This window comes from Pseudomonas sp. ADAK18 (genome assembly GCF_012935695.1).
Lineage (GTDB): Bacteria > Pseudomonadota > Gammaproteobacteria > Pseudomonadales > Pseudomonadaceae > Aquipseudomonas.
Genome location: NZ_CP052859.1, coordinates 6095618 through 6121342, shown reverse-complemented (window position 1 = coordinate 6121342; position 25725 = coordinate 6095618). Strand labels below are relative to the sequence as shown.

Sequence of the window (25725 nt, the reverse complement as noted above, 5' to 3'; positions counted from 1 at the left end):
TCGTGGATTACACACCTCGCGCCGAATAGAAGTAGCGTTTCAACTCCCCTGACCCGCGTCAGCCGGACTGTCGAAACGCTCTCTTTGATTCGTTGGAGGCTCACCATGTTTCGTCCACTGACCCGCGTATTAGGCAACACCAGCGTCACCCTCAAACTCATCCTCGGTTTCGCCCTGGTATTGGCACTGAGCCTGGCTATTGCCCTGACGGGCTGGCAAGCCTTGAACGCCTCACTCTTTCGCTCGCAATCATTGACCGTCCTTTCCCAATTGGCCGTGACGAGCGAGGAGTTGCGCGCCGACCGGATTGTCTACCGCACCCTGAATGACCCGGCAAGCCTGGCCAGGATTGGCCTGCAAATGGAGAAGATCGACCACTACCTCGCCGAGCTCTCCGACCGACTGAAACACCCGGCCAGCCTGCAGCAAGTACACGACTCGACCCGTCTGACGGCTAGCTTCAAAACCGCTCTAGGCGGCCTGCCCAACCTGATTGAACAACGTGAAAGCACACGTGCGCAGCTCAAACACAGCTCCCTCCAGGCCAGCGACACCCTCGCACAGTTGGCCAGTGACCTGCCCAACCAGGACGATGAGAAGGCGCTGGACGCTATTGAACACCTGCGCCAAGCCATGGAAAGAGCCGAAGACAGCGCCCAGAGCCCCGCCTGGGCGGCCGCCTCGCTGGATGCCTATGGACAAGCCGTCACCGGCGCACTCCAGGCACTCGACAGCTCACTGGCGGCGGTTGCGACGCTGCCGGTGGACACAACTGCGCTTAAAAGTGCCGAGTCCGATTACCGCATCCAACTGACCCGCCTCAAGGACGCTCAGGTCACCACCGAAACTACTCAGAACCAACTGGAGCAATGGCTGGATCAATTGCTCAAGCAAAGCGACCTGCTGAGCCAGTACCAGACCGAACAACGTGACAAAGAAGCAGACCTGGCCCGCACCCTGATGCTCAATGTCACCGCCGCAGCCCTGCTGGTAGGCGCCCTGGCCGCGTGGCTGATCTCCGGGCAGATCGTCATACCGCTGCGCCATGCCCTGCTGACCGCCAATCGGATCGCCCAGGGCGACCTCAGCCACGACGTCCAGACCACGCGCCGGGATGAACTGGGGCAGTTGCAACGCAGTATCGGGCAAATGACCGTCAACCTGCGGGGCTTGATCGGCGGCATCAGCGACAGCGCCCGGCAAATTGCCAGTGCCGCCGAGCAGTTGTCTGCCGTGACCAAACAGACCCGAAGCGGAATCAACGACCAGAAACAGGAAACCGAACAGGTCGCCACCGCGATGAACCAAATGCTCGCCACATCCCAGGAGGTCGCGCGCCATGCCGAACAAGCCTCAGCGGCTGCCACCGAAGCTGACCGGCAGGCGGGCATGGGTGATCAGGTGGTGGCTGAAGCCATTGCTCATATCGAGCACCTGGCCCAGGAGATGGCCCGTTCCAGTCAAGCCATGCAAGGCCTGAAACAGGAGAGCCAGAAGATTGGCAGCGTATTGGAGGTGATCAAGTCCGTCTCGGAACAGACCAATCTGCTGGCGCTCAATGCGGCGATTGAGGCGGCTCGCGCTGGTGAAGCGGGTCGGGGCTTTGCGGTGGTGGCCGATGAAGTACGCAGTTTGGCGCAACGCACGCAGCAATCAGCCGAGGAAATCGAAGAGTTGATTGGCAGCCTGCACAGGGGCACGCAGCAGGTTGCAGACATCATGGACAACAGCCGCAACCTCACCGACAACAGCGTCGAACTGACTCGACGCGCCGGCGACGCCCTTTCCAGTATCACCCGCACCGTGTCGGTGATCCAGGAGATGAACCCGCAGATCGCCGCCGCCGCCGAGGAGCAAACAGCCGTCGCCGAGGAAATCAACCGCAGTGTACTGAAGGTCAAGGATGTGTCGGAGCAGACCTCAGCCGCGAGTCAGGAGACCGCCGAGGCCAGTGTGGAACTGGCACGGCTGGGAGCGCAGTTGCAGGTGTGGGTGGGCAGGTTCAAGGTGTGAACCGTTACAGGACCTGGCGCAAAAACGCCTGGGCCCGTGGATCCTTAGGTGCATCGAAGAACTGCGCCGGGGCGGCGTCTTCCAGCAGCTTGCCGTGATCGAAGAACAGCACCCGATCCGCCACTTCCCGGGCAAAGCCCATTTCGTGGGTCACGCAGACCATGGTCATACCTTCCAGGGCCAGGGTCTTCATGACGTCCAGTACTTCGCCAACCATTTCCGGGTCCAGCGCCGAGGTGGGTTCGTCGAACAGCATCACCTTGGGTTCCATGGCCAACGCCCGGGCAATGGCGACGCGCTGCTGCTGACCACCGGAAAGCCGCGACGGAAACTCATTGGCTTTCTGGGCAATCCCGACCTTTTCCAGCAAGGCCAAGGCCTTGGCTTCACGCTCTTTCTTGCCGCGCTTGCGCACAACCTTTTGCGCGAGACAGAGGTTTTCCAGCACGGTCATGTGCGGAAACAGGTTGAAATGCTGGAACACCATACCGACTTCACGGCGGTAGGCATTCACATCGGTTTTCGGGTCGGCCAATTGCAAGCCGTCGATGCTCACCGAGCCAGAGTCGAACTCCTCCAGGCCATTGAGGCAGCGCAGGAAGGTCGACTTGCCGGAGCCGGACGGACCGATCACTACCAGCACTTCGCCCTTGGCCACCTGAGTGGTGACGTTATCCACCGCACGGACCACGTGCCCACGGGTGTCGAAGACTTTTACCAGATCGCGGACTTCAATCACTTTGCGCGAGCCTCCGCTCAAGCCGACTGGCGATTTTCGACAGCGGCAGGTTGATCAGCAGGTACAGGCCTGCAACGCAGAACAGGATTTCAAACGGCGAGAACGAGGTGGTGATCACTTCGCGTCCGCTCTTGAGCAGTTCGGTAATGGCGATGACCGACACCAGGGAGGTGTCCTTCACCAGGCTGATGAATTGCCCGGCCAGCGGCGGCAGCACACGCTTGAGCGCTTGCGGCATTACCACATGGCGCATTGACTGGCCGGCACTCAAACCCAGGGAGCGGGCAGCTTCGTTCTGGCCACGGGCAATCGACTGCACCCCGGCGCGAATGATTTCTGCCACGTAGGCGCCGGTAAACAGCGACAAGGCGGCGATCCCGGCGAATTCCCGGGACAGGTTCAGCACCGTGCCGATGAAGAAGTAGAAAATGAAAATCTGCACCAATAGCGGCGTACCGCGCACCAGTTCAACGTAGATCGTCGATAAATCCCGCAAGGTCGGGTTACTGGACAAACGACACAAACCGGTGGCCAGGCCAATCGCCAGGCCGAGAATACCGGACACCACCGACAGCCATAAGGTGGTCCACAAGCCCCACATCAGCGGGCCCAACGCCCAATGCCGGTTCACACCCACCACGTCGCCTTCAGCCACATCGTCACCGCGCGCTACTTGCAGGCTGTTGTCGGCAACAGTCAGGTGCTGTTCGACACCCGCGTCATTACGCAGGGTGACTTCGGCCACATCGCCTTTGCGTACCAGTTCAACGACGGTGGAAATATCCGCTGCACGCTGGGACTCTTCGGCCTGATAGGCGAAGTACTGCGGCACGCGGTTCCAGCGCCATTCGTAGGACATCAGCGAGGTGGCGTAATACAAGGCGCCAGCCAGGCCAACCAACACGACCACCGTCAGCAGGTGCCAGGGCCATTGGGCTTTTTTCTGTTTCATTGCTCAACATCCATCAAGATCGAGGCGTGCCCCTCTGTGGCGAGGGGGCTTGCCCCTCGCCACAGGTCAGCTTTATTCCATGTCCTTGAGCCACTCGGAGCTCTTGAACCACTTGTCATGAATGCGATCGTAGGTGCCGTCGTTACGGATCTGGTGCAGGAAGTTGTTGATGAAGTTGATGCTGTCGTAATCGCCTTTCTTCAACCCGAACGCCAAGGGTTCGAAGGTGAACGGTTCTTCAAGGAATACCAACTTGCCGTTGCCGACTTTTTTCTCTGCGACCACGTTATACGGCGCGTCATAGACGAAGGCATCAGCCTTGCCGTTAACCACGTCGAGCACCGCTTCCTGCTCGTTGTCGTAGCCGTGGTACTTGGCTTTGGCGATCAGCTTTTTGGCGACCATCTCACCTGTGGTGCCAAGCTTGGACGTCAGGCGGTACTTCTCATCGTTCAGGTCTTTGTAGGACTTGATGGTGCCTTCCAGTTCCTTGCGAATCAGCAGGGTCTGGCCAACGACGATGAAGGGTTCGCTGAAGTTCAGGCGCAGGTTGCGCTCCTGGGTCAGGGTCATGCCGCTGCCGATCATGTCGAACTTGTTGGTCAGCAACGCCGGGATGATGCCGTCATAGCCGGTGGAGATCGGCTCGAACTTGACACCCATGGACTTGGCCATGGCCTTGAGGATGTCGACTTCAAAGCCGATGATTTCACCGCGTTTGTTGGTCATCTGGAAGGGCATGTAGGTCGGATCCATGCCGACTTTCAGTGTCCCGCGCTTGACGGCATCATCGATGGCACCAGCGTGCGCCGCATTGACCGCCACCAGCGCCGAGACGCCAAGCAGCAGCATCGAAAGATACTTTTTCATCATCAAGTCCCCTGAACTCATTTTATTGTGAGGTCGGTGCGCAAAGGGCTGCACCATTTCGGGGTGCGATGCTAACCCACTCGCCCAATAGCACAAAGGTCTAGCCCACGTTTGTTGGCGGATATGACAGAAAAACCCCACAAATACAGCGCAGACAGCGTGGGTAGACCGTTCGCTGCAGGTGCTCAAGCCTCTCCAGATGTGTAAGTAGTTATGACCTTCAATCAATTTCCGCCAGCCAATCCGTGTCCTTGAACCATTTGTCGTGCAGGCGATCGTAGGTGCCATCCTGGGCAATCTGGTTGAGAAAGTGATTGATCCAGTTGAGGCTGTCGTAATCGCCTTTTTTCAGGCCAAACGCCAGGGGCTCGTAGGTGAACGGTTGCTCCAACGCCAACAGTTGGCTGTTTTCCGGCCTGGCGATGGCGATCAGGTTATAGGGCGCGTCATGGATAAAGGCGTCGGCCTTGCCCTCGACCACCTGGCTAACACCCTCTTCCGGTGTTGGAAAACTGTTCAGTTGTGCAGTGCCAAGAAACCGTTTGGCCGCCGCCTCCCCCGTGGTGCCTTCGGTTGCAACGATCCGATACCCCGCTTCGTTCAAGTCTTCGATGCTACCCACCTTGCCTGCCAACCGAGGATGAAACAGTACCGTCTGCCCGACGATGATGAACGAATCACTGAAATTGAGCGCGAGGTTGCGCTCCTGGGTCACGGTCATGCCGCTGCCAATCATGTCGAACTGGTTGGCCATCAGCCCTGGAAGCAACTCCGTGTAAGCCACCGTTACCAACTCCAGCTTCACCCCCAGGGACTTGCTCATCTCTCGCAGCAGATCGATTTCAAAACCGACGACACGGCCCCGCTTATCGGTCATTTCGAAAGGCACATAAGTGGGATCAGTCCCGACTTTCAGCACCCCACGCCGGACGGCCTCATCAATCGCACCCGCCAGCGCCAGGCCGCCGTGGGAAAGCACAACAATGCCAAGCAGCAGCGCCGACAAATACCTTTTGATCATCAAATGCCCCTATTCCATTAAGCACTCGCGCACCTGTCCCCGCACCCTCAGTGCAAAACAGGAAAAGACGAGTCAGATTTTGGGGGCGATCCTAACCCACTCCCCTGCCGGGAAGTACGGGCCAGACGAGGGACTTTTGTTTCGAAATAACAAGGGCTTGGCGCAATGAAACAGAAGGGAAAAACACCGTAGGAAGGGGCTATCGAACGCCCCCGAGACGTTAGCTCGGGGGCGTCAGATTCAGGCTGGCAGGGCCTGGGACGACTGCGGTTTCAGAGGCAGCAATGGCGCATGAGGATCGGCCTTGACCGACTCACGCCAGGCAGCCAACCACTCAGCGTGACCTTCGCTCCAAACCTGTTCATGCAAGCGAGCCAGGGCGACCGGATCGCTGAGTAAGGCCAGGCGCTCGCCGTTGTTGAGGCCGGCGGGGCCGACTTTCAACGCATGACGAACACGCTCGACGCGCAGCCACTCAATCGGCTCGGCCTGACCATGACGGGAAGTCGCCAGGGCACAGGCCAGGGCATTCTGCTGAGGATCGACCACCGCCCGCACAAAGCCGTCATTGAGCGCGTGCCAACGGTTTTCGTGGGTGTACTGGTCGGTCGACAGTAGCGCCTGGGGCGGGTTGTACTCCTCAGGGATCAGGAACAGGCTCTCATCGCGAGACTTGAGGCCCAGCTTGACCCGGCTTGAGATTACCGACACCGGGATCGACAGCATCAGCGAACCGACAATCGGCACCAACCACCACAAGAAGCTTGGGTTCAACCACACCACCAACAGTGCCCAGAAAAAACCGAGCAAGGTCTGTGGGCCGTGACGCTTGACCGCTTCACTCCATGGCGTGGAGTCGTCGTCACGCTGTGGCGAGTTCCAGGTCGCAGCCCAGCCGAGGAACGCGGCGAGCACGAAGCGAGTGTGGAAAATCATCCGCACCGGCGCCAGCAGCATGGAGAACAACATCTCCAGCAGCATCGACAGGGTCACCTTGAACTTGCCGCCGAACTCTTTCGCGCCCTTGGCCCAGATCAGGATGATGCTCAGCAATTTAGGCAGGAACAGCAGCACGACAGTGGTGGAGAACAGCGCCACCGCCTTGTCCGGATGCCATTGCGGCCACAGCGGGTACAACTGCCGTGGCGCCATAAAGTACTGCGGCTCCATCAGCGTGTTGACCGCCAGCAGTGCCGTCGACAGCACCAGGAAGAAGAACCACAGCGGCGCCGACAGGTACGACATCACCCCGGTCAGGAACACCGCGCGGTGCACCGGGTGCATGCCCTTGACCAGGAACAGGCGGAAGTTCATCAGGTTACCGTGGCACCAGCGACGGTCACGCTTGAGTTCGTCCAGCAGGTTCGGCGGTAACTCTTCGTAGCTGCCCGGCAAATCGTAGGCAATCCACACACCCCAGCCGGCACGGCGCATCAGCGCTGCTTCAACGAAGTCGTGGGAGAGAATCGCACCCGCAAACGCACCTTTACCCGGCAACGGCGCCAAGGCGCAGTGCTCGATAAACGGCTTCATGCGGATAATAGCGTTGTGCCCCCAGTAGTGGGATTCACCCAACTGCCAGAAGTGCAGGCCGGCGGTGAACAGCGGGCCATAAACGCGAGTGGCAAACTGCTGCATGCGCGCATACAGGGTGTCCATGCCCGACGCCCGCGGCGCGGTCTGGATGATCCCGGCGTCCGGCGTGGCTTCCATCAAGCGCACCAGGCTGGTCAAGCATTCGCCGCTCATTACGCTGTCGGCGTCGAGGACCACCATGTACTTGTAGTCACCGCCCCAACGACGGCAGAAGTCGTCGAGGTTGCCACTCTTGCGTTTGACGCGACGGCGACGGCGACGATAGAAAATCTTGCCGAAACCACCCGCTTCACGGCAGACGTCGAGCCAGGCTTGCTGCTCGGCGATACAGATATCGGCCTCGTTACTGTCACTGAGGACGAAGAAGTCGAAGCGATCCAGGTCACCGGTAGCGGCAACCGACTCGAAGGTCGCGCGCAAGCCGGCAAATACCCGGGGCACGTCTTCGTTGCAGATCGGCATGACCAAGGCAGTGCGCGCTTCTTTCGCGATCGGCTCGTTACCGGCACTTTTCCCGGAAATACGGTATTTATCGTGACCGGTCAGTAGTTCCAGGAAGCCCATCAGTGCGGTCCAGAAACCAGCCGAGACCCAGCAGAACAAAATCCCGAACAGAATCAGGATGCTGGTTTGCAGGGCATAAGGCAGCACCTGGGTGGCCGTCTGCAGCAAGGTCTGATTGCGGATCTCGTCCAGGTCGACGAAGGACCAGCCCTGGTAAGGCATGATGCCTTTCATGTACCAACCCGCGACGATGGTCTGACCGAGCATCAACACCAGCAGGATATAGCGACGAATCGAACCGACGGTGCGCCAGCGAGCAGCCGGCAACACACGTTCGTCCTTCGGCGGCGCCGGAGGATTGGTGCGACCGGTCAGGCGACGCCAGCCACGGACCAGAATATTGGTACGCCACGGTTCAGGCACCACCTTGGTCCGACGGATCGGCGGCGTGGCCTTGAGGCAGACCCGACCACTGGCGTCCAGCGCCAGCATTTCGGCATCTTGCAGCTCTTCGGCGCTGTTGAGGGTCAGACGACGGCCCACCGACGCTTGGGCAGCGTCGACAGGCGCATCGAAGGTGGCCGACGACAGACGCTCGTGCAGTTCGGTGAAGGACGTGCAGCCCGCCAATTCGGCGCGCTGCTCATCAGTCATCGGGAGGTGCGCCAGGTACTCGGCAAGAGTCTCTGGTTGGGCTTGGGAATTACTCATCGGCAGGCAACTGATAGCTCCAGGTCTCGCTCAGGACTTGTTCGGTCTTGTTCGGTTCTGGTGTTGTGGCTGGGGCAGCCGCTTCTGGCTGCTTGGCATCCTTGTCCTTGGCGTCTTTAGCTTCCTTGGCTTCTTTCTTGGCCTGTTTCTCGTGCTGCTTGGCCAAGACCTTGTCAGCCTTGAGCACCTGGCTCGAAGCCTTCTCTGGCTCAGGCTTGACGATGTCCTGCACCAGGGCTGCACGCATCTCGGTAGGCTTGCCCGCGTCCTTGATCTTCAGACGCAGGGTCAGGCGCCAACCTTGAGTGTGCGGGTTGTAGCGAACGCTGTTTTCAACGATCTCGGCGTTGTCACCGACGCTGACCTGGCTACGAACCGGAGCATCAGCCGGCAACTTCTTGAGAGCAGGGCCTTCGAAATCAACCAGGTAAGCCACGCTGCCATCCGGCTGGCGAATCAGGTTCGACTGTTTGACGTCGCCGGTCGAGCGCAGGGTCTGCTTGACCCAGGAACTGTCAGGCGAGTGGTAGGCAGCGTCGTCCAGGGTCCAGTGCAGGCGGTAGCTGACATCCAGCGGTTTGCCTGGCTCTGGCAGTGTTTCCGGGCTCCAGAAGGCAACGATGTTGTCGTTGGTTTCATCGGCGGTCGGGATTTCCACCAGGTCGACAGAACCTTTGCCCCAGTCGCCCTCAGGCTCGATCCAGGCACTTGGACGCTTGTCGTAGTTGTCGTCGAGGTCTTCGTAGTGGCTGAAGTTGCGACCGCGTTGCAGCAGGCCGAAACCACGTGGGTTTTCCACGGTGAAGTTGCTGACAGACAGGTGTTTAGGGTTGTTCAGTGGGCGCCAGATCCACTCGCCGTTACCGGCATGGATCGACAGACCGCTGGAATCGTGCAGTTCACGACGGTAGTTGAGGACCTTGGACGGCTGGTTGGCGCCGAACAGGTACATGCTGGTCAGCGGAGCGATGCCCAGCTTGGTGACTTTGTCACGCAGGAACATCTGGGATTTGACGTCGACCACGGTGTCGGTGCCCGGACGCAAGATCAGACGATAGGCGCCAGTGGCCCGCGGAGAATCCAGCAGGGCGAAGATCACCAGATGCTTGTCGCCCGGTTTTGGACGCTCGATCCAGAACTCGGTAAACCGCGGGAACTCTTCGCCGGACGGCAAGGCGGTATCGATGGCCATGCCACGCGCAGACAGGCCATAGACCTGATCTTTGCCGACGACGCGGAAGTAGCTGGCGCCGAGCATGGTCATGATTTCGTCTTGCTTATCGTCCTTGTTGATCGGGTACAGGACGCGAAAGCCGGCATAACCCAGCTGTTCGGTAGACTTGGGATCAAACTTGACGTCGCCGAAATCGAAACGAGCGGGGTCGTACTTGATTTCCTGGACGCTGTCGGCGGTCACTTCGTTGATCTTCACCGGTGTATCGAAGTGCATACCCTGGTGATAGAAGGACAATTTGAACGGGGTTTTCTGATCGGCCCACTCGGCTTTCTCATTGCGGAAACGAATTTTTTGGTAATCAGCGAATTTCATTTCGCGGAATTCGTTTGGCAAATTGCTGCGCGGGGCTTCGTATTTCTGCCCGGCCAGCTCTTTTGCCTTGGCCGACACATCATCCAGACTGAATGCCCACAGTTGACCGGCGCCGAACAGGCAAAACAGGGCAGAGCCCGTTACCAGTGCATTTCGTAACCGTTTGGCAGACAATTTTGGTGCATTACAGGGACTAACAATCACGAGCAACCCTCGCCGAAAACAGATCAAAAAACCAACGGCCAGCTATCTATATGCCAGGTTGGCGAGCAATGTTCCGACTCCGATGAGGCTAAATGATTCCCCAAAGGCTGTCGGACAAGGCTCTACTTAAGTCAAAAATGGACCAAACAACGCTGATCCCCGTAGCGCGCGATTATCTAGTAGCCCGAGAGACAACGCATCAGGGGTAGCGAAGTATTTGTAGCGAAAACCTGTGTTTTTAGGCATTAAAAGTCGTTTTTAGTACATTCAGGTCTGTAACAGGAAGGTGACCGGCCCATCATTGACCAAATGCACCTGCATATCCGCGCCAAAACGCCCCGACGCCACCTTGCCATGCAATTGTTGCGCTTGTAACAGCAGGTAGTCGAAAAGTGCCTCTCCCAAGGCCGGTGGAGCCGCCGTGGAAAAGCTGGGGCGCAGGCCGCTCTTGGTGTCTGCGGCTAACGTGAACTGCGACACCAGCAGCAAACCGCCACCAATGTCCTTCAAAGACAGGTTCATCTTGCCCTCGTCGTCGCTGAACACCCGATAGTTAAGCAGCTTGTGCAGCAGTTTGTCGGCACAAGCCTGGGTATCTGAAGGTTCCACGGCCACCAGCACCAGCAAACCCTGGTCAATCGACCCCACAACCTCCCCTTCTACCTCGACCCGGGCGCCTCGCACCCGTTGCAAAAGCCCTTTCATGCTTCTTCAGGCGGTAGATCAAGCAGGCGTCGTGCCATTTCACTCGCCGCACGCACTAGCGCATCGGTGATTCCAGGCTCGGAAGCCGCATGGCCGGCCTCGCGGATAATCTGCAGCTCGCTGTTGGGCCAAGCCTGATGCAACTCCCAAGCATTATCCAACGGGCAGATCATATCGTAGCGGCCATGCACGATTACGCCAGGCAAATGGGCGATCTTGTGCATGTCGCGAATCAACTGGTTCGGTTCAAGGAACGAGTTGTTGGTGAAGTAGTGGCATTCGATACGGGCAATCGACAAGGCGCGCTGGGGCTCGGAAAACCGCTCGATCAACTGTGGGTTCGGGCACAGGCCCAACATGCGGCCTTCCCAGGTGGACCACGCCTTGGCGGCGTGCATCTGGGCAATCTGGTCGTTACCGGTCAGGCGCTTGTGGTAGGCGCTGAGCAGGTCGTGGCGCTCTTCCTGGGGAATTGGCGCGAGGTAGTCTTGCCAGTAATCCGGGAACAGGCGGCTGGCGCCAGCCTGGTAGAACCACTGAATATCCTGGGGCCGAGCAAGGAAAATGCCACGCACGATCAGGCCATGCACGCGCTCTGGATGGGTTTGCGCGTAGGCCAAGGCCAGGGTCGAACCCCAGGAGCCGCCGAACAGCACCCACTTTTCGATACCCAGGTGCTCGCGAATCCGCTCAAGGTCGGCTACCAGATCCCAGGTGGTGTTGTTTTCCAAACTCGCCCGTGGAGTGGAGCGCCCGCAGCCGCGCTGATCAAAAGTGACAATGCGGTACAGGTTGGGATCGAAATAGCAGCGGCTGTTGGCGTCGCACCCGGCACCGGGGCCACCGTGAATGAACACAACGGGCAAACCTTCCGGGGAACCGCTTTCGTCGACATACAGCAAATGGGTTTCATCGACGGCCAGATCGTGCCGGGCGTAGGGTTTGATCTGCGGGTACAAAGTCTGCATTGCGCGCTCCGTAAGGGGTCGAGTTCATCCCTGGGGGGACATCTAATATTTTGCCGTCTGGCATCATAAACCCGAATCGTGCAATGAGCATGTCCTTGACGCTTCAGACCTGCGTCAACAGAACCTCGCGCAGGTAGCCCAGCAGGTATTCGTACAGCCGATCCACCTCGCCCACCTGCCCCCTCGCTCGCAAACAGCCATGAACCAGGCCTTTTCCCGGATACAGCGTGGCGGCCACGCCTGCCCCTTGCAGGCGTTCGGCGTAGAGCATGCCGTCATCACGCAACGGGTCGAATTGCGCCACGGCGATCAGCGCCGGTGGCAAACCACTGAAGTCCTCGGCCAGCAGCGGCATGGCGTAAGGCGACGGTTTTCCCGCCCCCCGCAGATAGAGCGTCAGGTAACACTCGGTGTCGCTGGTGCTGAGCAGTGGAGCATCGAAGCAATCGCGCCGGGAGGGCAAGTCGGCAGCGCCGCCCAGGCCTGGATAGATCAGCACCTGGGCCCGTGGCAGCGGTTGCCGGTCATCTCGCAGGCCTAGGCACAAGGCTGCCGCGAGGTTGCCACCCGCGCTATCGCCAGCAACCACCAGCCGCTGGAGGTCGACGTGACAAGGCGCTTCGCCCACCTGAATGGCCTGCCAGACCGCCCGGCAATCGTCGTACGCGGCTGGAAACGGATGCTCGGGGGCAAGCCTGTAATCAATGGCGATCACCAGAACCTGTAACGTGCTGGCCAGTTCAAGGCAGATGAAGTCATGGGAGTCCAAGCCACCGACTACCCAGCCGCCGCCGTGCATATAAAGGATGCAGGGCCAACCGTTGGGAGGCGTTGGTGCTGACGGTTGATAGCCGCGAACACCGACACCTGCCAAGGAAAAGTCTGATACCCGCAACCCTTCGGGTTGGCCCGGGGTGAAGGCTCGGCACATACGGTCGTAACCCTGGCGCAAACCGGTCAGGGAGGTATCGGCGCTGGTGAAGGATTCGGTTTTTTCAACAAAGGCTGAGAGTTGCTGTGATATCGGGTAATGGGACATGCAAGAGATCGTCCTGAAGACAAAGATTTAACAGCCACCACAGATCCAATGTGGGAGCCGGGCTTGCTCGCGAAGGCGGTGTGTCAGCTTGCACATGTATCAACTGATACACCGCCTTCGCGAGCAAGCCCGCTCCCACATTTTGATCTTCGTTGAGTCAGGGTTTGAGGCTGGCCTGTACGGCCGCTACGCCATCTTTCCCGTCAAGCGTCGTCACGCCTGCCAGCCAACGCTGCAAATCCTCAGGATTATCGCGCAGCCACTGCTTGGCCACGTCCTGGGGCGTCTTGCGGTCCATGATCGGTACCATCAGTTGGCTTTCCTGGGCCGCAGTGAACGTAAGGTTTTCCAGCAGACGGTTAACGTTAGGGCAACGTTCGGCGTAATCCGGAGCGGTAACGGTGGAGACAGTCGCCGCACCCTCATTAGGGCCAAAGACATCTTCGCTGCCGGTCAGGTAGGCCATCTTCATATTGATGTTCATCGGGTGCGGGGTCCAACCGACAAACACCACGAACTCCTTGCGATTCACCGCCCGCTGCACCGCCGCCAGCATCCCCGCTTCGCCGGAAGCAACCAGCTTGAAGCCTCCGAGGCCAAAGCGATTGCTGTCGATCATTTTCTGGATGTCGGTGTTGGCACCGCTACCCGGCTCGATGCCGTAGATCTTCCCGCCCAATTGCTGCTTGAAGCGGGCGATGTCAGCGAAGGTTTTCAAGCCCGCGTCAGAAACGTACTGCGGCACCGCCAAGGTGGCCTGGGCGTCGGACAGGCTCGGCGTATCAAACACCTTCACCTGCTTGGCCGCCAGGAACGGCGCGATGTTGTTGTCCATCGCCGGTTTCCAGTAGCCGAGGAAGATGTCCAGGCGCTTGTCACGGATGCCCGCAAAGATGATTTGCTGCACGGCGCTGGTTTGCTTGCTGTCGTAACCGAGGCCGGTGAGCAGCACGTCGGCCACACCGCTGGTGGCCACCACGTCGGTCCAACTGACCACGCCCATGCGTACAGTTTTGCAGACGGCTGGGTCAGCAGCCATGGCGTTGGCACTCAGGAGTGCGGTGCCGGTGAGGATCAACAAACAACGGTTGAACAGTCTTTTCATGAAAGAGGTCTCACTCGGCAGTTTTTATTGTCGGGGGATGGCGTCTGACGCGCCCTACCCAACACCTTACCCAGCGAAACCTCAATGAAAGCGACCTGTGGCGACAGGGTTTTGCACAGGGGCGACTGTGGCGAGGGGGCTTGCCCCCGTTGGGCTGCGCAGCAGCCCCAGACCCTGGCGGTTCTTACCGGTAGTGCTTTTGCCCCCACGCCAGGAACCCTTCCAGCAGTTCCTTCAACACCACCCGCGTCGGCTCAGCCAAGTCCGCCCGGTACTTGAACGGTTCAAATTCTTCCATATACGTGCATTGCCCCAGTTCCAGTTGCACGGCATGAATGTTCTGCGCCGGGTTGCCGTAGTGCCGGGTGATATGGCCACCCTTGAAGCGACCGTTCAGCACATGGCTGTACTGCGGATGAGCGGCGCAGATGGCCTCCAGTTGGCTGGCCAGTTGCGGATCACAGGAAGCGCCATTGAAGGTGCCGAGGTTGAAGTCCGGCAACTTGCCATCGAACAGGTGCGGGATCACCGAGCGGATCGAGTGGGCATCAAACAGCAGCGCGTAGCCGAACTCGGCCTTGAGCCGGGCCAGTTCTTCTTGCAGGGTACGGTGGTACGGCGTCCAGACCTGCTCCAAGTAAGTCGCCCGCTCTTCTTTCGAAGGCTCCAGCCCTTCGCGGAACAACGGCACACCGTCGAACAGCGTCGCCGGGTACAGGCCGGTGGTCGCACCGACGTACAGCGGTTTGTCGTCAGAGGGCCGGTTGAGATCGATGACAAACCGCGAGTACTCGGCAGCCAAAGTGCTGGCGCCCAGCTCTTCGGCAAAGTCGTAAAGCGTGGGGATATGCCAGTCAGTGTCCGGCAAACTTTGCGCCTCGGGAATCAAGCCTGCCTCAACGGCTGGCGCCAGGCGCAGGCCCGCGTGGGGCATGCTGATCAGCAGCGGCACACGGCCTTGTTTGAAGTTCAGAACCTTATCCACAGCAATACTCCTCATTCACAAAGGCAGCCTTAAACAGTGACGTCGACGCCGTGGCGCACGACGCGTTTATCCAGTTCGCCACCCAGCCAGTAGGCCAGGTCGGCAGGGCGATCAATCTGCCAGGCGACGAAGTCCGCGACCTTGCCCACTTCCAGCGAGCCATGGGTCTCGCCCATGCCCAAAGCCGTGGCCGCATGTTGCGTGGCGCCGGCCAGGGCTTCTTCCGGGGTCATACGGAACAGAGTGCAGGCCATGTTCAGCATCAGGCGCACGGACAAGGCTGGCGAGGTGCCGGGGTTGAGGTCGCTGGCGATGGCGATTTTCACGCCGTGCTTGCGCAGAGCCTCCATCGGCGGCAACTGGGTTTCCCGCAGGAAGTAGAACGCCCCCGGCAGCAGCACCGCGACAGTGCCGGAAGCGGCCATGGCGATGGCGTCTTCTTCAGTCATGAATTCCAGGTGGTCCGCCGACAGCGCCTGATAACGCGCCGCCAGGCTGGAGCCATGCAGCGACGAGAGTTGCTCGGCATGCAGCTTCACCGGCAGGCCCAGTTGCTGCGCGACGATAAACACCCGCTCTACCTGCTCGGGGGAGAACGCCAAGTATTCGCAGAAGGCGTCGACAGCATCCACCAGCCCCTCGGCCGCCAGGGCCGGGAGCATCTCTTGGCAGATGTGTTCGATGTAGTCATCGGCACGATCGGCGTATTCCGGCGGCAAAGCGTGGGCCGCCAGGCAGGTGCTACGCACGCTGACCGGCAGCTCGGTGCCCAAGCGCCGGATCACCCGCAAAATCTTGCGTTCGCAGGCCAAGTCCAGGCCGTAGCCAGACTTGATCTCCACCGTGGTCACACCGTCACGCAGCAAACTGCGCAGGCGCTTGTGGGCGCTGGCGAACAACTGCTCTTCGCTGGCGGCACGGGTGGCGCGCACAGTGCTGGCAATACCGCCACCCGCGGCTGCGATCTCGGCGTAACTCACGCCTTCGAGCCGCTGCTCGAATTCACCGCTGCGATTGCCGCCGAACACCGTGTGAGTGTGGCAGTCGATCAGCCCCGGCGTGACCCAAGCCCCTTGCAGGTCATGGACCTGGGCGTAGTCGCCGCTCGGCAGCTCGGCCCTTGGGCCAATCCACTCGATCAGCGTACCGGCCGTCACCATGGCGGCATCCTCGATGATCGAGTACTTGCCCTGGGCCATGGTTGCGACGTGGCAGTGTTGCCAAAGCGTTTTCATCCAACGTCTCCGTCAGTTATCGATGAGTCAAAGCCGGGTCGTAATGAACCTTGGCTGCTTGCCCCGCCGCAGGTTTGACCCACAGCAGGTAGGCGACGATCAGCAGCACAATCCACACGGCGCCGACCACAAGGGCGGCCTGGGTGTCCGGGAAATAACCCAGCACGCCGAAGATAAACAGCATGAACACGATGGCCGCTGCAGGCGCGTAAGGCCAGAACGGCACCGGGAATTTCAGTTCGGCGATTTGCTCCTTGGTCATCGAGCGACGCATCGCCACTTGAGTCACCAGGATCATCAGCCATACCCAAACGGTAGCAAAGGTCGCCAGCGAGGCGATCACCAGGAACACGTTTTCCGGGATCAGGTAGTTGAGCACCACGCCGCCCAGCAATGCCACACCCATCACCACCACGGTCATCCACGGCACGCCCTGTTTCGACAGTTGGGCGAAACCTTTGGGTGCATGACCTTGCTGGGCCAAGCCGTACATCATGCGGCCGGCGCCGAAGATGTCGCTGTTGATAGCCGAGACCGCAGCTGAGATCACCACGATGTTGAGGATGGTCGCCGCCGAGCCGATGCCCAGGTTGCTGAAGATCTGCACAAACGGGCTGCCCTGGCTGCCGATTTGCGGCCATGGATAGATCGCCATCAGCACAAACAGGGTCAGCACGTAGAACAACAGGATGCGCAGCGGCACGGCGTTGATCGCCTTGGGAATCACGCGTTGCGGGTCCTTGGCTTCGCCGGCGGTGATGCCGATGATTTCAATCCCGCCGAAGGCAAACATCACCACCGCAAAGGAGGCGATCAGACCGCCGATGCCATTAGGCATAAACCCACCATGGGCCCACAGATTGCTCAGGCCGGTAGCCGGTGCGTCCACCGTCGAATGAATGCCGAACAGCATGATGCCGAAACCGCCGAGGATCATCGCCACAATGGCCGCAACCTTGAGCAACGACAGCCAGAACTCCATTTCGCCGAAGACTTTGACGTTGCACAGGTTCAGGCCGCCGATCACCAGAACGATGCCCAACACCCAGACCCAGCGGGCGACTTCGGGAAACCAGAAGCCCATGTAGATGCCGAAGGCGGTGACATCGGCCAGACAGACGATGATCATTTCAAAGGCGTAGGTCCAGCCGAGGATAAAGCCCGACATCGGTCCCAGGTAGGTGCTGGCGTAGTGGCCGAACGAGCCGGACACCGGGTCGTGTACAGCCATTTCACCGAGGGCGCGCATGACCATGAACACGGCGGCACCACCGATCAGGTAGGCCAGCAACACCGCGGGGCCCGCCATCTGGATGGCGGAGGCAGAACCGTAGAACAGCCCGGTGCCGATCGCCGACCCCAGTGCCATGAAGCGAATATGGCGGGCGGACAGCCCGCGTTTCAAACCCTTTTCTTGCTGGTGCATTTCTCGTCCCTAATTGTTCTTATCGGAGAAGGTGAAGCGCTGAACACATGTGGGAGCTGTCGAGCTTCAGCGAGGCTGCGATAGCGGCGGGTCAGGCGACATTAATGCCAGCTGTGCCGACGTCATCGCAGCCTCGCTGAAGCTCGACAGCTCCCACACTGGATCACCTTGGCGACCCAGTTTGAGCAAGGCGCTTACAAGCTCGGCAACAACTTCGCCGGCACCAGCTCATTCAAACAACGGCTGGCCAACAGCTCGCTCGCAGCATTGATGTCTGGCGCGAAGAAACGGTCCTTCTCATAAAACGGCACTTTGCTGCGCAGAATGCCACGGGCTTTTTCCAGCTTCGGCGAGGTTTTCAAACCATCGCGAAGATCCAGGCCCTGACACGCCGCCAACCATTCCACTGCCAGAATACCGCGCACGTTTTCCGCCATTTCCCACAGTCGCTTGCCTGCAGCCGGTGCCATGGATACGTGGTCTTCCTGGTTGGCCGAAGTCGGCAGGCTGTCCACGCTATGCGGGTGGGACAACGCCTTGTTCTCACTGGCCAAGGCCGCTGCGGTCACCTGGGCGATCATGAAGCCTGAGTTCACGCCGCCATTGGCCACCAGGAACGGCGGCAGTTGCGACATGTGTTTGTCCATCATCAACGAGATGCGGCGCTCGCTCAGGGAGCCGATTTCAGCGATGGCCAGGGCCATGTTGTCAGCGGCCATGGCGACGGGTTCTGCGTGGAAGTTACCGCCGGAAATCACGTCACCTTCGGCAGCGAACACCAACGGGTTATCGGAAACCGCGTTGGCTTCAATCACCAGCACTTCGGCGGCCTGACGGAACTGGGTCAGGCAAGCGCCCATGACTTGCGGCTGGCAACGCAGGGAGTACGGGTCCTGAACCTTGTCGCAGTTCTGGTGGGACTTGGACACTTCGCTGCTCTCGCCCAACAGGTCGCGGTAAGCGGCTGCGGAGTCGATCTGGCCGCGTTGGCCGCGGGCCGCGTGAATGCGTGCGTCAAATGGCGAACGCGAACCCAGCACGGCTTCAACCGTCAAGCCGCCACAGGCCAGGGCGCCGGCGAACAGATCTTCGCCTTCAAACAGGCCGCGCAAGGCAAACGCAGTGGACACCTGGGTGCCGTTGAGCAGCGCCAGGCCTTCTTTAGCGGCCAGGGTCAGCGGTGTCAGGCCGGCGACTTTCAGCGCTTCGGTCGCCTCCATCCATTCGCCCTTGTAGCGCGCCTTGCCTTCACCCAGCAGTACCAACGACATGTGGGCCAGAGGTGCCAAGTCACCGGATGCACCTACCGAACCCTTGAGGGGAATGTGCGGATACACCTCGGCGTTGATCAGGGCGATCAGCGCGTCGATCACTTGCCGGCGAATCCCGGAGAAGCCACGGCTCAGGCTGTTGACCTTGAGCACCATGACCAGCCGCACCAGCGCATCGCTGATGGGTTCACCGACACCGGCGGCGTGGGACAACACCAGGGAGCGCTGGAGGTTTTCCAGGTCTTCACTGGCGATACGGGTCGAAGCCAACAGGCCGAAACCAGTGTTGATGCCGTAAGCGGTGCGGTTCTCGGCGAGAATCTGCTCCACACAGGCGACACTGGCTTCGATCTGGGCCGAAGCGCTGTCATCCAGGCTGAGGGTTACCGGCTGCTGGTAGATGGCACGCAGTTGGGCAAGGCTCAGTTGGCCTGGAATCAGTTTTAGCGCAGTCACATTCATGCTCCTTTTGAGAGTGTTGTTAACTACCAGTCGCTCCGGATGCTTCCGTTATCCGCCGTTGTCCTCTTTTTGAGTGACTGACGGCTTGGCACGCTGGTTATTGTTGGAAAAATTTTCAGTGCAAATTCGGTAGCGTTCGTTGCAGCAAGGCGGTGTCTTTCAGCAGCGCTGCCGATGTAGCGATGTCCGGTGCCAACCAACGGTCCTGGTCGTAAGCCGGAACCTGTTCACGCAGCACGCGCCAGGCGGTATCAGTGCCCGCGCCGAAACGTTGTGCTTTGAGAAATTCGAAAGCCTGGGCCGCCAGCAGGTACTCGATGGCGAGGATCTGGGTGACGTTTTCCAGCACTTGATGCAGCTTCAGCGCAGCATTGGTGCCCATGCTCAGGTGATCTTCCTGCAGGCCCGAGGTGACGAAGTTGTCGAGCACCGCCGGTTGCGCCAGTTGGCGATTTTGCCCGCACAGCGAGGCGGCGACGTACTGCACGATCATCATCCCGGAGTTGACGCCGGGGTTACTCACCAGGAAGGCCGGCAAGCCGCTGACGTGAGGGTTGATCAGACGGTCCAGGCGACGCTCGGCGATGGAGCCGATTTCCGCCATGGCAATGGCCAACATGTCGGCCGCCAATGCCACCGACTGCCCGTGCGGGTTGGCCTGAGACACCACGCGATAGTTGTCCGCAGTACCGAGGAGCAACGGGTTGTCGGTGGCGCCGTTGAGTTCGGTTTCGATCTGCCGGGTGGCGTGCTCCAACTGATCACGAGCCGCACCGTGGACCTGGGGAATCGAACGGATGCTCAAAGCGTCCTGGGTGCGAATCCCTTTACTGGTGGCAATCACTTCACTGCCGTCCAGCAGCGCGCGCAGGTTAATGCCCACTTGCTGCATACCCGGGTGTGGCTTGAGGGCGATGATTTCTTCATCGAACGCGTCGATCTGACCGCGCTGGGCTTCGAAGCTCATGGCACCGATCACGTCGGCCCATTGCAGCAGGCGATGCGCGTCGTCCAGGGCCAGGCAGCTAAGGCCAGTCATGCACGGCGTGCCATTGACCAGGCACAGACCGTCCTTGGCGCCGAGTACCACAGGCTGCAAACCTTCGGCCGCCAAAGCTTCGTGCACCGGGACGATGCGGCCCCGGTAGCTGACCGTGCCGACGCCCAGCAACGTGATGCCGATATGGGCCATATGCGTCAGGTAACCCACCGAGCCCTGGGACGGTACCTGCGGGGTGATGCCATGGTTCAACAGCGCCAGCAGCGAATGAATCACCTGCGGGTGCAGCCCGGATTTGCCGTGGCTGTAGTTGATGATTGCAGCGCAGATGATTGCCCGAGTCTGCTCGTCGCTCAGTGGTGCCCCCACGCCACAGGCGTGGCTAAGCAGCGTATTGCGCGACAGTTGGCTCAGTTGCTCGCCCTCGAGCGAGACGTTGCACAAGGCGCCCAGGCCGGTGTTGACGCCATAGGCGCGTTCACCGCTGCTGACGATGCGCTGGACGATGGCCTGGGCATTGTCGATCCGCGCCCAGGCCTGGCCCGACAGTTCAAGGACCGCACCGTGACGGGCCACGGCGACCACGTCCTGCCAACGCATAGGGGCGTCGGCGATGATGATTTTTTCAGCCTGGGACATCTTTAGCCTCTTCCTAAAACCTGAATTCTTGTGCAGCTTTGCCGGCCTCATCGCGGGCAAGCCCGGCTCCCACATTTGATCGGGTTCACACAGGTCAAATGTGGGAGCCTCTTCCTGAAAACTTGAATTCTTGTGCTGCTTTACCGGCCTCTTCGCGAGCAAGCCCGCTCCCACTTTTGATCGGGTTCACACAGGTCAAAGGTGGGAGCCTCTTCCTGAAAACTTGAATTCTTGTGCTGCTTTACCGACCTCTTCGCGAGCAAGCCCGCTCCCACTTTTGATCGGGTTCACACAGGTCAAATGTGGGAGCCTCTTCCTGAAAACTTGAATTCTTGTGCTGCTTTACCGGCCTCTTCGCGAGCAAGCCCGCTCCCACTTTTGATCGGGTTCACACAGGTCAAAGGTGGGAGCGGGCTTGCTCGCGAAGAGGCCAGCCGGCTCACCACACATTCCGGATCAAACCACCGCCGCCCGCCGCTGAACAAAGCGGTCCACATACTCATCCGCCGGCGAATGCAGGATCTCGCGCGGGGTGCCGACCTGGATCAGCTTGCCGTCCTTGAGAATCGCAATGCGGTTGCCGATGCGCACGGCCTCGTCGAGGTCGTGGGTGATGAACACGATGGTCTTGTGCAGGGTCTTTTGCAGCTCCAGCAACTGGTCCTGCATCTCCGCACGGATCAGTGGGTCGAGCGCACTAAAGGCTTCGTCCATCAGGATGATGTCGGTGTCAGCCGCCAGCGCGCGGGCCAGGCCCACCCGTTGGCGCATGCCGCCGGAAAGCTGGTGCGGGTATTTGTTTTCGTAGCCCTTGAGGCCCACGGTCTCGATCCAGTGCAGCGCCCGTTCGGCACACACTTGCTTGGTTTCGCCGCGCACTTTCAGGCCGTAGGCGACGTTGTCCAGCACGCTTTTGTGGGGCAGCAGGCCGAAGCTCTGGAACACCATGCTGATCTTGTGCCGACGGAATTGGCGCAGGGCTTCCATGTCCAGTTGCAGGATGTCTTCGCCGTCCACCAGGATCTCGCCGCTGGTCGGGTCGATCAGGCGGTTGAAGTGACGCACCAACGTGGATTTGCCGGAACCTGACAGGCCCATGATCACGAAGATTTCGCCGGTGCCGATGCTCAGGGACAGGTCGTTGACACCCACCACGCAACCGGTCTCGGCCAGTACCTGATCCTTGGTCTTGCCCTGGCCGATAAGCGCCAGTGCGTCCTTGGAGCGAGCACCGAAAATCTTGAATACGTTTTTGACTTCAATCTTGCTGACAGTAGTCATTTGCTCGCCTCATGCCGTGGACGACCATAGGCCTGGGTAATGCGGTCGATGACCACTGCAAGAATCACAATCGCGAGGCCGGCTTCAAGGCCACGCCCAACGTTGAGGGTCTGGATGCCTACCAGCACGTCTTCACCCAAGCCACGAGCGCCAATCATCGAGGCAATCACTACCATCGACAGCGCCATCATGGTGGTCTGGTTGATCCCGGCCATGATGCTCGGCAGGGCCAGCGGCAATTGCACGCCGAACAGTTGCTGCCAACGATTGGCGCCGAAGGCGTTGATGGCTTCCATGACTTCGCCGTCCACCTGACGAATGCCCAGGTCTGTCAGACGGATCAGTGGGGGCGCGGCATAGATCACCGTGGCGAAAATCGCCGGGACCTTGCCCAGGCCGAACAGCATCAACACCGGAATCAGGTACACGAAGCTGGGCATGGTTTGCATGATGTCCAGCAGCGGCATCAGCACAGAGCGCAGGCGATTGCTGCGGGCCGAAAGAATCCCCAACGGAATACCGATCAGCACCGAGATCACCGTGGCCACCATCATCAGCGCCAGGGTCTGCATCAGCTTGTCCCACAGCCCGACCGCGCCCACCAGGAACAGCAGGCCGACGATCACCGCTGTCATGACGACTTTGCGGGTGGCATGCCAGGCAATACCGCCGACGATCGCCAGCATCAACCACCAGGGCGCTGCACGCAGCACGCCTTCCAGGTTGACGATGGCCCATAGCAGGGTGTCGGAGATGTGCCGGAACACGTCGCCGTAGTTGGTCACCAGTGAATCAACCCAACTGTTGACCCAATCGGCGATGGAAAACGTAAAACTTTCAGGAAACATATCGTGCTCTCGATCCAGTGGGTTGTGGCCGGGCGCCCGGCTGCCTGTGGAGACAACCGAAAACGCTCAACCTACAAGGCCGCGTCGATTTTCTTGGCTGCGTCGTCGCTCACCCATGCGTGCCAGACTTCAGGATGTTCCTTGAGGAAAATTTTCGCCAGTTTTGGTGATTCGATTCGCTCTTTGGTCATGCGTGCCAGGTTCTGGTTCAACAGGTCGATCGGCAGGTTGACCTTCTCCAGCACCGCCACCAGTTCTGGGGCTTGCTCGTGGAAGGTCTTGGACAGACCAACCTTGATGGTCACGCTTTTATCCACGCCTGGTTTTTCTTCCAGCTTCACCAGGTCGACCTGGCCCATCAGCGGCGTTGGCGACCAGTAGTAAAACAGGATCGGTTCGCCACGCTTGTAGCTCGACAGCACAGCGGCATCCAGCGCCGGGCCGGTGCCTGGACGGAAGTTGGTGTAGGTACTTTCCAGGCCGTAGCTCTTGAGCATTTCGCTGTTGTCCAGCTCACAGGTCCAGCCCGCCGGGCAGTTGTAGAAACGGCCCTTGGATGGCTCTTCCTGGTCCTTGAACACGGCAGAGTACTTGGCCAGGTCGGCGATGGTTTTCAGGTCCGGCGCCTTGGCTTCCAGCTTGCGTTTGGCGTCGCCTTCGATCACATAACGCGGCACGTACCAGCCTTCAATGGCGCCTACCACCGGAGCGCCGACACCGACGACTTTCCCGGCCTTCTCGGCCTTGTTCCAGACCTCGCTGCGGCCTACCCACTCCTCGGCGAAGATCTGAATATCATTGCTGCCCAGGGCGTTTTCCATGGTGATGGAGTTGCCCGGCAAGCTGTCAGTTTTGCAGTCGTAGCCTTTTTCCAACACAAGTTGCAGGACGTCCGTCAGCAACATGCCGCTTTCCCAATTCAGGCCTGCGAATTTCACCGGTTTGCCCGACTCGCACCAGCCTGCCGCCTGAGAGGCGCCAGCGCTGGCCAGCAAGCCTGCAGCGAACAACGTGGTCAGCAGGGTCTTATTCATTTTCATTGTGTGACGCTCCCAATCATGAAATGGATTACGGCAGTCAAAAGGCGTCCTGCCTTGTCCACGTCCCGTCAGGCTTGTGCAACCAGCCCGTTTGTCGTTGGTGTAGCGCCCTGCTCTACCGGCAGGATCAGGCGTTCAGGAATCGGGCTATGCCACTTTTTCGCGGCCCAGTAATACAGCGCAGCCGGCACCACCAGGCCGATGATCCACGAGATATCGGTGTCGCCAAGGCTGGCGACCAATGGGCCGGTGTAGAAATGCGTGGAGATGAAGGGCATCTGGATCAGCACGCCAAACACATAAATGCTGATACCCATGACGTTCCAGCGACCGTAGCGACCCTTGGGATTGGACAGGGCCGGGATGTCATAACGCTCTTTGGTGATGCAGTAGAAATCCACCAGGTTGATCGCGCTCCACGGCGTAAAAAACGCCAGCAGGAACAGGATGAACGCGGAGAAGTCCTTGAGGAACGAATCCTTGCCCACCAGCGCCAGCCCGGCGGCAATCGACACCATGATGAAGATGTACAGCAGGCGCACACCGCTGGAGATATGGCGGCTGCCACGGAAACCGCTGATGATGGTGGCGATGGACATGAAGCTGCCGTAGGCATTGAGGGTGGTCACGGTGACCTTGCCGAAGGCGACGCTGAAATACAGCAGCGCCGCGACGATGCCCGTACCGCCCAGGCCAACGATAAACGACACCTCGTGGTGGGCGAATTGCGAGCCGGCCAGGGCCGCTGCAAACACACCGAAAACCATCGAGGCTTGCGCACCAATCACCGAACCCAGGCCCACGGCCCAGAAGGTTTTGGAGGCCGACGTACTGCGTGGCAAGTAGCGCGAGTAGTCCGCTACATAAGGCCCGAACGCAATCTGCCAGGACGCCGACAGGGAAATCGCCAGCAAGAAACTGCTGAGGGAAAAATGCTTGTTGCCGAGCAACGCGCCGATGTCATTACCGGCCAGCAACTTGTAGAACAGATAAACAAAGGCAATCACCCCCAGCACACTGGCCACGCGGCCGATGCCGTGGATGACCCGGTAGCCGAAGATGGTGAAGATCATGATCAAGGCGGCAAACAGCACGATGCCGACCCAGTCTTCAACGTGGAGCAATTGCGCCACCGCCTGCCCTGCCAGCAACGAGCCGCTGGCCGAGAAGCCGATGTACATCAGGCACACCAACACCAACGGGATCACCGCGCCATACACGCCAAACTGCACGCGGCTGGAGATCATCTGCGGCAAGCCCAGTTGTGGGCCTTGGGCGGCGTGCAGCGCCATGACGCCGCCGCCGAGCAGTTGGCCGATCAGCAAGCCGATCAACGACCAAAACACATCACCGCCCAGCACCACGGCCAAGGCCCCGGTGACAATTGCGGTGATTTGCAGGTTGGCACCCAACCACAGGGTGAACTGGCTTAACAGACGACCGTGTCTTTCCGCTTCCGGGATGTAGTCGATCGAACGCCTTTCGATCAACGGGGTGGTGCTTGCACGAGCGTCTTTTGCAGCCATGTGTGTTCAACCTCTGATGGATTGTTCATAAGCCTG

Annotated in this window: 20 protein-coding genes; 1 reads left to right on the top strand and 19 read right to left on the bottom strand. The window is 59.8% G+C overall.

Annotated elements, in window-relative coordinates; translation table 11 throughout:
* Window positions 1-105: 105 nt before the first annotated feature.
* Complete coding sequence (locus HKK55_RS27635) at window positions 106-2013, top strand: methyl-accepting chemotaxis protein (protein WP_169357481.1); 1908 nt, start codon at window positions 106-108, stop codon at window positions 2011-2013.
* A gap of 4 nt (window positions 2014-2017) precedes the next feature.
* Here the strand turns inward: HKK55_RS27635 and HKK55_RS27630 are convergent, their stop codons facing one another.
* From HKK55_RS27630 to HKK55_RS27540, 19 genes are all read right to left on the bottom strand, one after another.
* Window positions 2018-2752, bottom strand: coding sequence for an amino acid ABC transporter ATP-binding protein (locus tag HKK55_RS27630; RefSeq protein ID WP_088423043.1), 735 nt, complete (start codon window positions 2750-2752; stop codon window positions 2018-2020).
* A complete protein-coding gene (locus HKK55_RS27625; protein ID WP_169357480.1) occupies window positions 2745-3704 on the bottom strand; it encodes an amino acid ABC transporter permease in 960 nt (319 codons plus the stop codon). The genes HKK55_RS27630 and HKK55_RS27625 overlap by 8 nt, the downstream gene beginning before the upstream one ends.
* A gap of 72 nt (window positions 3705-3776) precedes the next feature.
* Window positions 3777-4574, bottom strand: coding sequence for a transporter substrate-binding domain-containing protein (locus tag HKK55_RS27620; RefSeq protein ID WP_169357479.1), 798 nt, complete (start codon window positions 4572-4574; stop codon window positions 3777-3779).
* 220 nt (window positions 4575-4794) lie between these two features.
* Window positions 4795-5595: a transporter substrate-binding domain-containing protein gene (locus tag HKK55_RS27615; RefSeq protein ID WP_169357478.1), complete on the bottom strand. Its 801-nt coding sequence runs from the start codon at window positions 5593-5595 to the stop codon at window positions 4795-4797.
* Between the two features lie 240 nt (window positions 5596-5835).
* On the bottom strand, window positions 5836-8406 hold the full coding sequence (gene mdoH, locus HKK55_RS27610) for a glucans biosynthesis glucosyltransferase MdoH (protein WP_169357477.1): 2571 nt from the start codon (window positions 8404-8406) through the stop codon (window positions 5836-5838).
* Entirely contained in the window at window positions 8399-10159 is a 1761-nt protein-coding gene (locus HKK55_RS27605) for a glucan biosynthesis protein G (RefSeq protein WP_169357476.1), read from the bottom strand. Before HKK55_RS27605 ends, mdoH begins: the two co-directional genes overlap by 8 nt.
* 267 nt (window positions 10160-10426) lie before the next feature.
* Window positions 10427-10864, bottom strand: coding sequence for a D-aminoacyl-tRNA deacylase (dtd, locus tag HKK55_RS27600; protein WP_169357475.1), 438 nt, complete (start codon window positions 10862-10864; stop codon window positions 10427-10429).
* The gene (gene pip / locus HKK55_RS27595) at window positions 10861-11832 is read right to left on the bottom strand and encodes a prolyl aminopeptidase (protein ID WP_169357474.1); all 972 of its coding nucleotides are present in this window, start codon (window positions 11830-11832) and stop codon (window positions 10861-10863) included. Before pip ends, dtd begins: the two co-directional genes overlap by 4 nt.
* 103 nt (window positions 11833-11935) lie before the next feature.
* Window positions 11936-12871 (bottom strand): alpha/beta hydrolase, encoded by a 936-nt coding sequence (locus HKK55_RS27590; RefSeq protein WP_169357473.1) that lies wholly within the window; start codon window positions 12869-12871, stop codon window positions 11936-11938.
* A 157-nt stretch (window positions 12872-13028) separates the two neighbouring features.
* The gene (locus tag HKK55_RS27585; protein WP_169357472.1) at window positions 13029-13976 is read right to left on the bottom strand and encodes a choline ABC transporter substrate-binding protein; all 948 of its coding nucleotides are present in this window, start codon (window positions 13974-13976) and stop codon (window positions 13029-13031) included.
* Between the two features lie 184 nt (window positions 13977-14160).
* Window positions 14161-14961: an N-formylglutamate deformylase gene (hutG, locus tag HKK55_RS27580; protein ID WP_169357471.1), complete on the bottom strand. Its 801-nt coding sequence runs from the start codon at window positions 14959-14961 to the stop codon at window positions 14161-14163.
* Between the two features lie 29 nt (window positions 14962-14990).
* Window positions 14991-16196 (bottom strand): imidazolonepropionase, encoded by a 1206-nt coding sequence (hutI, locus tag HKK55_RS27575; RefSeq protein ID WP_169357470.1) that lies wholly within the window; start codon window positions 16194-16196, stop codon window positions 14991-14993.
* Window positions 16197-16212: 16 nt separating this feature from the next.
* Entirely contained in the window at window positions 16213-17622 is a 1410-nt protein-coding gene (locus HKK55_RS27570; protein WP_169357469.1) for an amino acid permease, read from the bottom strand.
* 194 nt (window positions 17623-17816) lie between these two features.
* Window positions 17817-19355, bottom strand: a complete 1539-nt coding sequence (gene hutH / locus HKK55_RS27565) for a histidine ammonia-lyase (RefSeq protein WP_169357468.1) — start codon at window positions 19353-19355, stop codon at window positions 17817-17819.
* A 115-nt stretch (window positions 19356-19470) separates the two neighbouring features.
* The gene (hutH, locus tag HKK55_RS27560) at window positions 19471-20994 is read right to left on the bottom strand and encodes a histidine ammonia-lyase (RefSeq protein ID WP_169357467.1); all 1524 of its coding nucleotides are present in this window, start codon (window positions 20992-20994) and stop codon (window positions 19471-19473) included.
* 456 nt (window positions 20995-21450) lie between these two features.
* Window positions 21451-22275 (bottom strand): glycine betaine/L-proline ABC transporter ATP-binding protein, encoded by an 825-nt coding sequence (locus HKK55_RS27555; protein WP_169357466.1) that lies wholly within the window; start codon window positions 22273-22275, stop codon window positions 21451-21453.
* Window positions 22272-23123, bottom strand: a complete 852-nt coding sequence (locus tag HKK55_RS27550; RefSeq protein ID WP_169357465.1) for a proline/glycine betaine ABC transporter permease — start codon at window positions 23121-23123, stop codon at window positions 22272-22274. Before HKK55_RS27550 ends, HKK55_RS27555 begins: the two co-directional genes overlap by 4 nt.
* Window positions 23124-23194: 71 nt before the next feature.
* Window positions 23195-24163, bottom strand: a complete 969-nt coding sequence (locus HKK55_RS27545) for an ABC transporter substrate-binding protein (RefSeq protein WP_155582931.1) — start codon at window positions 24161-24163, stop codon at window positions 23195-23197.
* Between the two features lie 68 nt (window positions 24164-24231).
* A complete protein-coding gene (locus tag HKK55_RS27540; protein WP_169357464.1) occupies window positions 24232-25689 on the bottom strand; it encodes a cytosine permease in 1458 nt (485 codons plus the stop codon).
* Window positions 25690-25725: the final 36 nt, after the last annotated feature.